General features: G+C 55.2%; 12 protein-coding genes. 11 read left to right on the top strand and 1 reads right to left on the bottom strand.

Going from position 1 to position 12354, the window contains the following annotated elements:
• Positions 1–26: 26 nt before the first annotated feature.
• The 11 genes from HEQ18_RS04815 to HEQ18_RS04765 all read left to right on the top strand — a co-directional run bounded on the left by HEQ18_RS04815 (position 27) and on the right by HEQ18_RS04765 (position 11124).
• Positions 27–1058 carry a Leu/Phe/Val dehydrogenase gene (locus tag HEQ18_RS04815; protein ID WP_432815726.1) on the top strand — a complete coding sequence of 344 codons (1032 nt, stop codon included), beginning with the start codon at positions 27–29 and terminating at the stop codon, positions 1056–1058.
• Positions 1059–1110: 52 nt separating this feature from the next.
• Positions 1111–1827 (top strand): heme ABC transporter permease CcmC, encoded by a 717-nt coding sequence (gene ccmC, locus HEQ18_RS04810; protein WP_432815725.1) that lies wholly within the window; start codon positions 1111–1113, stop codon positions 1825–1827.
• The gene (ccmD, locus tag HEQ18_RS04805) at positions 1827–1958 is read left to right on the top strand and encodes a heme exporter protein CcmD (RefSeq protein WP_397603949.1); all 132 of its coding nucleotides are present in this window, start codon (positions 1827–1829) and stop codon (positions 1956–1958) included. Before ccmC ends, ccmD begins: the two co-directional genes overlap by 1 nt.
• On the top strand, positions 1955–2404 hold the full coding sequence (gene ccmE / locus HEQ18_RS04800) for a cytochrome c maturation protein CcmE (RefSeq protein WP_432815724.1): 450 nt from the start codon (positions 1955–1957) through the stop codon (positions 2402–2404). The genes ccmD and ccmE overlap by 4 nt, the downstream gene beginning before the upstream one ends.
• A 27-nt stretch (positions 2405–2431) precedes the next feature.
• Positions 2432–4363 carry a heme lyase CcmF/NrfE family subunit gene (locus HEQ18_RS04795; protein WP_432815723.1) on the top strand — a complete coding sequence of 644 codons (1932 nt, stop codon included), beginning with the start codon at positions 2432–2434 and terminating at the stop codon, positions 4361–4363.
• Positions 4360–4890 (top strand): DsbE family thiol:disulfide interchange protein, encoded by a 531-nt coding sequence (locus HEQ18_RS04790; protein WP_432815722.1) that lies wholly within the window; start codon positions 4360–4362, stop codon positions 4888–4890. The genes HEQ18_RS04795 and HEQ18_RS04790 overlap by 4 nt, the downstream gene beginning before the upstream one ends.
• Positions 4887–5288, top strand: a complete 402-nt coding sequence (locus HEQ18_RS04785) for a cytochrome c-type biogenesis protein (RefSeq protein ID WP_432815721.1) — start codon at positions 4887–4889, stop codon at positions 5286–5288. The genes HEQ18_RS04790 and HEQ18_RS04785 overlap by 4 nt, the downstream gene beginning before the upstream one ends.
• Entirely contained in the window at positions 5285–5941 is a 657-nt protein-coding gene (locus HEQ18_RS04780) for a tetratricopeptide repeat protein (RefSeq protein ID WP_432815720.1), read from the top strand. Before HEQ18_RS04785 ends, HEQ18_RS04780 begins: the two co-directional genes overlap by 4 nt.
• Positions 5942–6070: 129 nt before the next feature.
• Entirely contained in the window at positions 6071–8008 is a 1938-nt protein-coding gene (locus HEQ18_RS04775) for a potassium transporter Kup (protein ID WP_432815719.1), read from the top strand.
• A gap of 240 nt (positions 8009–8248) precedes the next feature.
• Positions 8249–9919 (top strand): 2-isopropylmalate synthase, encoded by a 1671-nt coding sequence (gene leuA, locus HEQ18_RS04770; RefSeq protein ID WP_432815718.1) that lies wholly within the window; start codon positions 8249–8251, stop codon positions 9917–9919.
• A 233-nt stretch (positions 9920–10152) separates the two neighbouring features.
• On the top strand, positions 10153–11124 hold the full coding sequence (locus HEQ18_RS04765; protein ID WP_432815717.1) for an NAD(P)H-dependent flavin oxidoreductase: 972 nt from the start codon (positions 10153–10155) through the stop codon (positions 11122–11124).
• A gap of 345 nt (positions 11125–11469) precedes the next feature.
• On the opposite strand, the gene HEQ18_RS04760 is transcribed toward HEQ18_RS04765, so the two are convergent.
• Positions 11470–12291, bottom strand: a complete 822-nt coding sequence (locus tag HEQ18_RS04760; RefSeq protein ID WP_432815716.1) for a hypothetical protein — start codon at positions 12289–12291, stop codon at positions 11470–11472.
• Positions 12292–12354: the final 63 nt, after the last annotated feature.

Below are 12354 nucleotides of genomic sequence, written 5' to 3'. Positions count from 1 at the left end.
GCCATTTTCGCACAAGGAAATATATCATGCCCGCCATTTGGGACCTGCCTGATTTTGACTCGCACGAGGCGGTGCACGTCTTTGACGACCGTGTGACGGGGCTAAGGGCCGTTATCGCGGTGCATTCTACCCATTTGGGGCCCGCTGCGGGCGGAACCCGTTTTTGGCATTACGGCGATTCCCAGGCCGCGATTACAGATGCGCTGCGCCTGTCGCGCGGCATGAGCTACAAAAACGCGATGGCGGGGCTTTCTGCCGGCGGCGGCAAAGCAGTCATTCTTGCCAACGCAGCACGCACCAAAAAGCAGGATATGCTCGACGCATTTGCCCGCGCGGTGGATTCGCTCGGCGGGAAATATATCACGGCGCAGGATGTCGGCATGTCTGAAGCGGACATGGTGTCCTTGTCGAAGGTCACGTCGCATGTTGCCGGACTGCCGGAGCAAGGCGGAGATCCCGGCCCCTACACGGCGCGCGGTGTATATCTGGGCGTTCAGGCTGCGGCAAAGCATGCTTTTGGCGCCGATAGCATGTCGGGCGTGCACGTCGCTATTCAGGGCGTTGGCAGTGTCGGCGGCGGTCTGGCGCGTTATTTGGCGCAGCAAGGGGCAAAGCTGACATTGGCCGATGTCGATGCACAACGTGCCGCCGACCTGGCTGCGGAACTTGGCGGCACCAGCGTTGCTGCCGACGCGATCATGACCGTCGATGCAGATATCTTCAGCCCATGTGCTTTGGGGGCCATAGTTACGCAAGCCAGCGTGAACGCCTTAAAAGTTCGCGCGATTGCTGGCGGCGCGAACAACCAATTGGCCAGTGGTTCGGAGGACCGGATGTTGGCGGATAGGGGCATCCTCTACGCGCCGGACTATGTCATCAACGCAGGCGGCATTATCAATGTTTTACGCCAGATAGAAAATGCCGATGACGCGGAAATCAACAGACGCATCGACGCCATTCCGGGGCGTCTTTCGGCCATCTGGTCCGAAAGTGATTCGACCGGGATGACCCCTGCCGAAGTTGCCGACAATATGGCACAAAAGCTTATTGGCAGATGATCGCAAATCCGTTGGCGTAACGCTTTTGCGGTGCTAAAGGAGCTGTCTAATCATGCATCGCTTTGCCAATCCTGCCCGATTCTTGCGTATCGCAAAGCCGCTCACCGCAGCATTATTCTGGCCAGGGCTGCTGCTCGTGCTCGGTGCTTGCATTTGGGGTGGGTTTTTTACGCCAACAGAACGCTTGATGGGCGATACCGTCAAAATCCTTTTCGTCCATGTTCCCGCCGCTTGGCTTGGCATGGGGGGGTGGACGGGCATTGCGATTGCCAGCATCGTGCAATTGGTATGGCGACACCCGTTGGCGGGTGTTGCTGCCCGTGCCATCGCTGTTCCCGGAGCGACCTTTGCGGCGATCTGCCTTATCACGGGCTCCATCTGGGGGCGGCCAACATGGGGCACCTGGTGGGTCTGGGATGGTCGATTGACGTCTATGCTGGTCCTATTCTTTCTATATCTAGGATATATCGCGCTTTCCAACGCTTCAAGCGAGAAGGGCGACACGAGCCGTGTGGCGGCGGTCTTTGGCGTGATTGGCGCGGTCAACATTCCGATTATCAACCGTTCGGTAGTCTGGTGGGAAAGCCAGCATCAAAAGGCGAGTATTACCTTAAGCGGTTCGTCGATTGATACGGCTTATCTGGTGCCTTTGTTTGTCGCCGTCGCGGGTTTCAGTCTGTTGTTCGGCGCGCTCGTCCTGATGCGGATGCGCGCAGCATTGGCGGAGATGCGGATTGAAGCGCGGATGCGCCGGATGGCGCAAGGCTAATGCCCCACGCGCCTTTCATCATCGCGTCATTCGCGGTCACGGGCGTCGGTATGATTTGGCTTATCGTGTCCAGCTATCTTTCCATGCGTCGCGCCGAGGCTTTGGCAGATGCATTTCGGGAACAGTCATGAAACCCAAACATCAGCGTTTGTTATTGGCCCTGATTGCTGTGGTCGCATTGGTGGGCGCTGGCCTGATCGCGGCTTCCGCCTTGCGCGAAGAGGCGTCCTATTTCTACACGCCCACAACCTTGGCCGCCGCTAATGTCGCGCCTGGAAAAGCCATAAGGCTGGGCGGCATGGTGCAGAAGGGTTCGATTGTGCGCGCCGCCGATGGCGTTTCCATCACGTTCATCGTGCAGGACCAAAGCGGCACGCAAAAAGTCAGCTATCGTGGCATCACGCCCGACCTGTTCGTGGAAGGATCGGGCGTTGTCGCCGATGGTCGTCTTCGCCCCGACCGCATATTCGTCGCCGAAAGCTTGCTGGCCAAGCATGACGAAAATTACGTGCCGAAGGAACTGGCCGACATCGACATGAATGCGGCTGAACATACCAAGGATACCCTCTCGCAATGACGGTGCTGGCACAATGAAGGCTTTGACATGATAGCAGAGGCAGGATTGGCGGCCCTTTGGCTGGCTGCGGCGATGGCGTTGCTGCAGTTTATTGGCGGACTGACCTTGTTACGCAGCGGGGCAGGGCAATTGGTCCCGCTTATTAAGCCAGCGGCTTATATGCAGGGGGCATTATGCGCTTTTGCCTTTTTCGCGTTGATGTGGCTGTTTTATGTGACCGATCTGTCGGTGCTTTTGGTCGCAAGCAACAGCCATATCGACAAGCCGATGATCTTCAAGCTGGCGGGCACATGGGGCAATCACGAAGGCTCGATGCTTTTGTGGGTAGCAGTGCTGTCCGCATCGGGCGCAGCTATCGCTATATTGGAAAAACGGGTTGAAGCGAAGACTTTGTATGCGACACTTGCGGTCCAAGCTTTCATTGCGCTGGGTTTCTTCGCGTTTCTGTTGTTTGCATCAAACCCATTTGAACGGCTTGTGCCCGCTCCTTTGGAAGGCGCTGGGCTTAACCCATTGCTTCAGGATGTTGGCCTCGCCTTTCATCCGCCAACTTTGTATATTGGCTATGTAGGCCTTTCGGTTGCCTTCTCCTTTGCCCTTGGCGCATTGTTGACCAATCAGGTTGGACCAGCATTTGCACGCGCCATGCGACCATGGGTTTTGGCCGCTTGGATTTTCCTCACCATCGGCATCGCGGCGGGCAGCTATTGGGCTTATTATGAATTGGGCTGGGGTGGTTGGTGGTTTTGGGACCCCGTTGAGAATGCTTCGCTGATGCCATGGCTCGCGGCCACGGCCTTGCTGCATTCGGTCAGCGTATTGGCCACCCGTAACGCGCTTCGCGCATGGACCATCATGCTTGCACTGGTTGCTTTTGCCATGTCGATGGCAGGCACGTTCCTCGTGCGGTCGGGGATATTGACCAGCGTTCATGCTTTTGCCGTTGATCCTGAACGCGGCGCGTTCATTCTGGCGCTCATGCTGATGTACACCGGCCTTGCCTTCGTCATTTTTGCCCTGCGCATCGGCACGGTGAAGCACGGCGAGCCGTTTCAGCTTATCAGCCGCGAAGGCGGAATTGTTGCGAATAACATCTTCCTCAGCGTCATTCTGGCGGTCGTTTTGATTGGCACGCTATATCCGCTGGCGGCGGAGGCGATGGGCGACAAGATTTCTGTTGGGCCGCCATATTTCAACAAGGCCACGGTGCCCATCATGGTGCTGTTGATGCTCGCTTTGCTGATTGGTCCCATGATGCGCTGGCGGCGGGACGACATCATGCGGGTTAAATATTGGCTGATCGGCGCGGCAGCGATCCTGTTGTGCAGCGGGATCGCCGTTTGGAAGCTGGCACCTGATATTGGCATATTCCCGCTGCTTGGCATCGCCTTGTCCTTGGCTCTTGCGGTGGCGGCGTGGTTGCCGCTGCGGGGGCGCAAATTGTTGCGCACGCCTTTGCCTATTTTCGGGATGGTCATCGCCCATTTCGGTATAGCGGTCAGCGTCTTTGGCATGGCGGCGGAATCCGGGTTTTCGAGAGAAACCCTCACCGCGCTTGCTCCGGGTGAAAGCGCTGAAGTGTCTGGCTGGAAAGTCACTTTGGACGACATTAAACCGGTTGTTGGTGACAATTGGGTCGCGGTTGAAGGCGAAATGATCGCAGGTAAAAATGGCGATGCGTTTGTGCTGCGTGCGCAGTCGCGGCAGTTCTTCAAGCCCGAAATGCAGACGAGCGAGGCGGCATTGCTTACCCGCTGGAATGGCCAATTATACGCCGTAATCGCGCAGCCTGACCAAGAAGGTGATGGCCGTTGGCAGGTTCGTCTGTGGTGGAAGCCATTTGTGACGTTCATCTGGTATGGCGGGGCCCTGATTGCTCTTGGTGGCACGATATCGCTGTTTGGCCGTATGTTCCGGCGCGCCAAGAAGCCTGCTGTCAATAAGTGGGAACGCGCATGAACCGGCCATGGCTGTTATGGATACCGCTTGCGGTCGTCGCCTTCATTGGTGGGCTTGCGATCTATGGCCTTGCCGTGCCCAAGGACGACCAAGTCCATTCGGCAATGATGGGCAAAAAACTGCCCGAATTTGCCTTGCCCGCTGCAACGGCGGGCGTTCCAGCCTTGTCCAATACAGACATGGCCGATGGCAAGCCGCGTTTACTTAATATTTTTGCAAGCTGGTGCCTGCCTTGCAAGGCAGAGGCACCGCATCTGGAGGCATTGAAGGCGGCGGGTGTCGAGATTGACGCCATCGCCATTCGTGACAAGCCGGAAGATGTGGCTGCCTTTCTTGCAGAGTTTGGCAATCCGTTCCGGCGCATTGGTTCGGACAGCGAAATGGCGGTGCAGCTAAAGCTTGGGTCGTCCGGCGTTCCCGAAACCTATGTGATCGGCGGCGACGGTACGATATTGTTTCAGCATATTGGCGATATCAGGGCGGAACATGTGCCGATGCTGATTGAAAAAGTGAATGCAGCGAAATGAGGACGTTCGTGCCGCTTTTGCTGATGCTCGCCGCGCCTGTTTGGGCGCAAGGTAGCGGCCCAACGCCCGCGCTGGCCAACCGGCAGCTCGCCGATCCCGCTCAGGAAGCCGAAGCCATGCGCCTGATGCACGGCCTGCGCTGCATTCAATGCCAGGGCCAATCTATTGCCGACAGCGACGCCGATATGGCCGGCACCATGCGTGCAGAGGTGCGTCAACAAATCGCCGCTGGTCAGAAACCACACGCCATTCGAAGCTGGATGATTGACCGCTACGGTGAATGGGTCAGTTTTGAACCCGATATGAAGGGGGTTGGACTTTTGCTCTGGATCGCGCCCTTCTTGATATTCTTTGCCGCAATTTGGCTTGCCCGCGGCCTGTTTCGGAGGCGCACATGAACGGTTGGCTTGCACTGGCGTTGTTATCGCTGCTCAGCCTATCTGTGTTGGGTTATTGCGTGCGGTCGTCAAAGGGGTTGTGGCAGGTTGCTGCGGCAGCGGTTCTGTTGGCAATGACCGGCTATGCGCTGCAGGGACGTCCGTCGTTACCGCCAGCGCCAGCACAGCCTCTAGCGGCCAGTGCAGAGGGCGCAACGCAGTTGGTCGAGATCCGTGCGGATATGGACGAAAGTTTTGGCAGTGCGAAACGTTGGCTCGTGACGGCGGATTCCTTTGCCAAGCAGGGTGATTATCCTTTGTCCGCCTCTTATATCCAGTCAGGCTTACGTATTGAGCCGCAGAATGCCGATTTATGGTCCGCACTTGGCCTGCAATTGATGCTGGCTAGTGAGGGACAAATGTCGCCGCCCGCTCAATTGGCGTTCGATAAAGCGCGGGCAATTCGGCCTAAGCATCCTGCGCCTTATTATTATGCGGGACTTGCGCGTTTGTTTGCAGGCGACCTTGATGGAGCGGTTTTACTCTGGGAAAAAACCGTTTCACTGGCGACACCGAAAGCCAAATGGAAAACGCGGATTGAGTCGCAACTGCAGGCGGCAAAGGCCCTACAAGCGCAAGCGACACAAGCAGAATCAAATATCAATTCCAAGTAATTGATTATAAAATATTTTTATAGTTTTTGAACGCAGCATTGCTGTGTTGTGAAGGGCAGTGCTCCATGCTATTGCCCGCGCCCCAGTCACGGGAAACGTGGCGTTTGGGGCAAAAGCCGGGGAAACAATATGGTTGGACCGCAAGCAGACGATTTTGGTCATAGTGACCAGGATCACAGTCACAGCCATGCCCCAAAAGGCTCGCTGCTGGCTTTATGCGTGGGCGCTGTTGGCGTTGTCTTCGGCGACATCGGCACCAGCCCGATTTATGCGTTCCGTGAAACCTTTGCCGGGCACCATCCGATAACGCCCGACCCGTTGCACATCAAAGGCGTGTTGAGCCTCGTGTTCTGGTCAATGATGATCGTCGTGACGTTCAAATATGTATTCACCATCATGAAAGCCGACAACAAGGGCGAGGGCGGAAGCCTCGCCTTGTTGGCGCTCATCAACCGACAGACGGCTGGCGCGAAATGGACTGCGCCTTTTGTCATGCTCGGCGTATTTGCAACTGCGCTATTTTATGGCGATTCCATGATCACGCCTGCCATGTCGATCTTGTCGGCGGCCGAAGGTCTGAAATATGTGAACGAAGGCTTTAGCGCATGGATATTGCCAATCGCTGTTGTCATCATCGGCGCATTATTTGCATTCCAATCACGCGGGACGGCGAAGGTGGGGGCTTGGTTTGGGCCAATCATGCTGGTCTATTTCGCGACATTGGCGGGCTTGGGTCTGATGCATTTGACTAAGATGCCGTCGATCATATTAGACGTTTTGAACCCGATGAATGCGTTCTATTTTTTCTATATTGACGGTTTTCGGGCCTTTGTGGCGATGGGCACTGTTGTGCTGGCGGTGACGGGTGCGGAGGCGCTTTACGCCGATATGGGGCATTTCGGGCGGCGGCCTATCAAGTTTAGCTGGCTGTTCTTCGTGCTGCCCGCGCTGATGCTCAATTATATGGGGCAGGGGGCAATGATATTGTCGATGAGCCCCGAAGAGGCACAGGCCGCCATTCGTGATCCATTCTTCCTGATGGTGCCGGAACTTATAAGCACCCCTGTCATTTTCCTCACCATCATGGCGGCCGTAATCGCCAGCCAAGCCGTTATTTCCGGCGCGTTTTCGTTAACGCAGCAGGCAATCCAGCTAGGTTTCATGCCACGCCTCAGCATATTACACACCAGCGAGAAAGCCGCTGGGCAGATTTACATTCCGGCGATTAACTGGGGCCTTGCGGTGATGGTTTTGTTGCTGGTTTTGTTCTTCCAGTCATCATCCAACCTTGCCGCAGCTTATGGTATTGCGGTGACGGGCGCGATGTTCATCGATACATGTTTGATCGCGGTCGTCCTGCTATCGCTGTGGAAATGGCCAAAGTGGAAAGCGCTGCCGATCCTCGCTTTGTTCTTCATCGTCGACTTTGCCTATTTGGGCGCCAATTTGTTAAAGGTGCCATCGGGCGGATGGGTGCCTTTGGTAATTGGTTTGGTGATTTTCACATTGCTGACCACATGGTCACGCGGGCGGGCATTGATGCGCGAGCGCATGGCGGAAAGCACCATGCCGATGGACATTTTTATCAAATCCGCTGCCAATAGTGCGACCCGCGTTCCGGGGACGGCGATATTTATGGCGTCGGCAGCGAGCGGCGTTCCTTCGGCTTTGCTCCATAACATCAAGCACAACCGCATCTTGCATGAACGTGTCATCATCCTGACCGTGCAGATTGAGGATGTGCCTTATGTCGTTAGCTCCGACCGTATAATCTGTAAGGATTTGGGTGAAGGTTTTTACCGCGTAAAAATGCGCTTTGGCTTTTTGGAAGAGACCAATGTGCCAGCCACCCTTGACTTAGTTGATTTGTGCGGTCCCAAATTTGACATGATGCACACCAGCTTTTTCCTGTCGCGTCAGACATTGATCGCATCCAAAATACCCGGCATGGCGATCTGGCGGGAAAAGATTTTCTCATGGATGCTGCGCAATGCGGCCAATGCAATGGAGTTTTTCAAATTGCCAAGCAATCGCGTGGTTGAACTGGGAAGCCAGGTTGAAATCTGACGCGCCCTAGTTTTCGTAACAAAACAACCCCAGCGCATTTTAACACTGGACGAATGTTGCTCGATATGGCTATCGCCAAGTTGTTATGAAATCGCGCAACGCTCTTTCGCTTCTCCTACTACGACTTACACGCCCTTAGGCGTGCCTGTTTTGCCGACCATGTTCGGCAACCCGCCTAAGGGCTTTACCACCGCCAAATTTAGCCCCTAGCTGGGCGTCTCAGCGAAGTTGCCTTACATCATGATGCTTTCCGACCCATCGCGTAAATACCGACCCTTCCCCCAAATTGATCTGCCCGACCGCATATGGCCGACGCGGACTATCGACCGCGCGCCGCGCTGGCTTTCGACTGATCTGCGCGATGGAAACCAAGCGCTCATTGACCCCATGGGGGCAGAGAAGAAGAAACGCTTTTTCGACCTGCTGCTGAAGGTCGGTGTAAAAGAGATTGAGGTTGGCTTCCCAAGTTCGGGCGCCACCGATTTTGACTTTATTCGCGATCTCGTCGACAGCGGACGCATTCCCGATGACGTTACGATACAAAGCCTGACGCAGTCACGGCGCGACCTGATTGAAAAAACGTTCGAGAGCATGGCCGGTGCGCCGCGCGCAATCGTCCATCTCTACAATGCGGTCAGCCCGGCGTGGCGCGATATTGTCTTCAACCTCGACAAGGCGGGCGTGAAGGCGATCGCCATCGAAGGCGCAAGCATATTGAAAGAGCAAGCGGCGAAATATCCGCAAACCGACTGGCATTTTGAATATAGCCCCGAAACATTCTCGACGGCTGAGCTCGAATTCAGCCTTGAGGTGTGCGAGGCGGTGATGGACGTGTGGCAACCCACGGCGGCAAAGCCACTGATCCTCAATTTGCCAGCGACGATTGAGGCCGCCATGCCCAACGTCTATGCCGATCAAATTGAATGGATGTGCCGCCATATCAGCGCGCGCGATCATGTGGTCATCAGCCTGCATCCGCACAATGACCGGGGCAGCGGCATCGCAGCCGCCGAATTGGGCTTGCTGGCAGGCGGAGACCGCATCGAAGGGTGTTTGTTCGGCAATGGCGAGCGCACCGGCAATGTCGATTTGGTGACGCTGGCGCTGAACATGTATACCCAAGGGCTGCACCCCGGCCTCGATTTCAGCGATATTGATGAAGTTATCCAAACCGTCGAATACTGCAACCAATTGCCTGTACACCCGCGGCATCCCTACGCCGGCGATTTGGTATTCACCGCCTTTTCAGGGTCGCATCAAGACGCGATTAAAAAAGGGTTCGCGGCGCAAGAACGGCAGAATGACGAAATCTGGCGCGTGCCCTATTTACCAATTGATCCCGCCGATTTGGGCCGCAGTTATGAAGCCGTGATCCGCGTCAATTCGCAAAGCGGCAAGGGCGGCGTGGCTTGGGTGATCGAGCAGGACCAAGGTTTGAAGCTGCCCAAACGGATGCAGGTGAATTTTTCGACCACCGTGCAAACATTGTCCGACACGACCGGGCGCGAACTGACCAGCAGTGACATTTGGGAGGCGTTTGAAAAACGTTATTATCTAAAGGGTGATGGCCGGTTCCGGTTAATCGATTTCCACGAAACCCAAAGCCAGCGGCAAAAGGACGAGCGCATATTTGCGGGTAATATCCGTATAGATGGCGTTGAACAAAGCGTCAGCGGACGGGGCAACGGCTTGATTTCTAGCCTTGCCAACGCATTGGAGCACGCGCTGGGCGGGCGGCTGGATATCATCGACTATAGCGAGCACGCCATTGGCCATGGCACCGATGCCCGCGCCGCCGCTTATGTCGAATGCCGCGTTGGCGACGGTCCTATTATATTTGGCGTCGGTATCAGTCAGGACGTGGCCACAGCGTCCGTTAGAGCAATTCTGAGCGCTGCCAACGGCGCTTAGGGCGTCCAGGGTCCAGGGGAATAGCCTCGCATACTGTCCTCTGGTGAGGCTTATAGGGCGTTGAACGCTGTGCGGCGTGATGTGGATGACGAAATGTGGGGAAAAGTAGCGTAAAGGCGCTGGGTGCAGCACCTTACCTTACGGAATAGCGCGTTCAAAAAGGTGGGTTTGACAGCCGCGATGCGCTGTGGCTAACCCGCGTGTAACTGATGTATTAACAAGGGATTCGACGCATGGCACTTCCGGCAATTTTCGATAATCTTCGGCTTCCAGTGATCGGCTCACCGCTGTTCATCGTGTCCGGGCCGGAACTGGTCATCGCGCAGTGTAAGGCGGGTATTGTTGGTTCGTTTCCGGCGCTCAATGCGCGCCCTGCAAGCCAGTTGGACGAATGGCTGCATCAGATTACCGAAGAGCTGGCGGCACATAACCGCGACAATCCTGATCGCCCCGCCGCCCCCTATGCGGTGAACCAGATTGTCCATAAATCGAACAACCGGCTGCAGGAAGATATTGCCATGTGCGCCAAATGGCAGGTGCCGATTACCATTACCTCGCTGGGCGCGCAGGAAGAATTGAACAAAGCCGTGCATAGCTGGGGCGGGATTGCCTTCCATGACGTCATCAACGACCGTTTCGCGCACAAGGCGATTGAAAAGGGTGCCGACGGCCTCATTCCCGTTGCGGCGGGTGCTGGCGGCCATGCGGGCGTGACGTCGCCTTTCGCGTTGATGCGCGAAATCCGCGAATGGTTTGACGGGCCTGTCGCTCTGTCCGGTTCTATCGCGCATGGTGCGTCGGTTCTCGCGGCGCAGGCCATGGGCGCAGACTTTGGCTATATCGGCAGCGCGTTCATCGCGACCAAGGAAGCCAATGCCGTGGACGGCTATAAGGAAGATATCGTGGACGCGAAGGCCGCCGACATTGTCTATTCCGACTTGTTTACAGGCGTCAGCGGAAACTATCTGCGCCAATCGATTGAGCGCGCCGGTATGGACCCGAACAACCTGCCCAAGGGCGATATTTCGACGATGAACTTCGGTTCCGGCGGCAATAGCGAAGCCAAGGCGTGGAAAGACATTTGGGGATCAGGCCAAGGCATTGGCGCAATCAAAGAAGTCCAAACCGTCGCGCAATTCGTGGATCAGCTTGAGGCAGAATATCGCGCGGCAAAAGCCAGCCTCGATGCGCGCTATTTTGGGTAAGCGCACTTCGGTCATTAATTGCTCACCGCTGTGACCCTCGCGCATGCGGGGATCCATGGCCTGCGGCGGAAGTTGAAACCGACGATTCGGACCATGGCCCCCCGATCACGTCGGGGGTGACAATGAAACAGAAGTGCGTCTTCTTTTGTGAGGACCGCAGTGATATCTGGTTCAAACCACAATAGTGCTCGTGGAATGACGCAAGCCAAGGAAATTTTTATCACGCAAAGCCGCAAAGGCACAAAGAAGAAGAGCTTTTCTTATCTTCTTCCCTTCGCGGCTTTGCGTGAGAATATTTTACACCCGACATCGCTTTTTCAAATATGGATTTACGTAGTCCCGACCCTAGTTCTCTTGGATATATTTCGTCATTGCAGCACTCAGGCGTTTGCGCTGCTGCCACATAGGCCTGTCTGGAGCAATTTGATACAGCGCGTGTAAATACGCGCGATCCCAAACAGTCAGGTTCCGAAGTGCCGCAATTCGTGGCTTAGTATCGTTGAACATGCCCAAAATCGATGAGCTGCTAAAGGCATCCTGCGTTGCGCCGTTAATTTGCGCAAATGCGACCATGGAGATGTAGCTCGCCACAGATTCCAACGGATATCCATTGGACTGATTTATATCTACAATGATAACCGTGGATGTAAGATCAATCTCGAAGTTTGTTGAAATCAAGCTGGCGACGTTTCCTGTCCGTCTACCCTCTGTAGCGTACCACCATCGCACAGGCTTTTTTGACTGCATAAGCTCATCAATTTTTCCTAATGGTTGGGCATTGATTATGGCGGGATATTTGCGTTTAAAAGCCGCCATCAGTGCATTGCCGTCGTTTGAAAAAACAACATGTATATTGGGCCTACATCCTTCCGGTGCCTCTTTGGGTGCTCTTGCTACTTTTGCTGTTTCCTGAATTTTTTTTCGTATCAAGCCATGATATGCTGGATCAATTCCAACGATTTTAACGCAAAACGGATCATCACGGCGGGAGAATTGTATTTGTTCTGCGGTATCTGAGACTGTTCTTACGAAATTCAGCGTTTGTTTTTTGAGTTCTTTAGGTGCAAGCGCTGGCGCAGTGACGACTATGTCAGTCGGTGTTTGATCCGGGGCGGTATTTCCGAGCAAAAGAAACAGTAGAGCCGTTCCACGAAACGCGTAGCGCATTGATCGCTCCCAACATCGCTCATTCCCTGAAGCCATTTGATATGACTTCAGGAAACGGCATCT

It is taken from the genome of Sphingorhabdus sp. (genome assembly GCF_050921905.1).
GTDB lineage: Bacteria > Pseudomonadota > Alphaproteobacteria > Sphingomonadales > Sphingomonadaceae > Sphingorhabdus_B.
Note: the sequence above shows the minus strand (reverse complement) of the source record. Positions and strands in the feature narration are given on the sequence as shown.

Excerpts from the sequence above, each read along its gene's own strand:
- HEQ18_RS04815 (WP_432815726.1), top strand. The coding sequence starts at position 27 with ATGCCCGCCATTTGGGACCTGCCTGATTTTGACTCGCACGAGGCGGTG.
- ccmC (WP_432815725.1), top strand. The coding sequence starts at position 1,111 with ATGCATCGCTTTGCCAATCCTGCCCGATTCTTGCGTATCGCAAAGCCG.
- ccmD (WP_397603949.1), top strand. The coding sequence starts at position 1,827 with ATGCCCCACGCGCCTTTCATCATCGCGTCATTCGCGGTCACGGGCGTC.
- ccmE (WP_432815724.1), top strand. The coding sequence starts at position 1,955 with ATGAAACCCAAACATCAGCGTTTGTTATTGGCCCTGATTGCTGTGGTC.
- HEQ18_RS04795 (WP_432815723.1), top strand. The coding sequence starts at position 2,432 with ATGATAGCAGAGGCAGGATTGGCGGCCCTTTGGCTGGCTGCGGCGATG.
- HEQ18_RS04790 (WP_432815722.1), top strand. The coding sequence starts at position 4,360 with ATGAACCGGCCATGGCTGTTATGGATACCGCTTGCGGTCGTCGCCTTC.
- HEQ18_RS04785 (WP_432815721.1), top strand. The coding sequence starts at position 4,887 with ATGAGGACGTTCGTGCCGCTTTTGCTGATGCTCGCCGCGCCTGTTTGG.
- HEQ18_RS04780 (WP_432815720.1), top strand. The coding sequence starts at position 5,285 with ATGAACGGTTGGCTTGCACTGGCGTTGTTATCGCTGCTCAGCCTATCT.
- HEQ18_RS04775 (WP_432815719.1), top strand. The coding sequence starts at position 6,071 with ATGGTTGGACCGCAAGCAGACGATTTTGGTCATAGTGACCAGGATCAC.
- leuA (WP_432815718.1), top strand. The coding sequence starts at position 8,249 with ATGATGCTTTCCGACCCATCGCGTAAATACCGACCCTTCCCCCAAATT.
- HEQ18_RS04765 (WP_432815717.1), top strand. The coding sequence starts at position 10,153 with ATGGCACTTCCGGCAATTTTCGATAATCTTCGGCTTCCAGTGATCGGC.
- HEQ18_RS04760 (WP_432815716.1), bottom strand. The coding sequence starts at position 12,291 with ATGCGCTACGCGTTTCGTGGAACGGCTCTACTGTTTCTTTTGCTCGGA.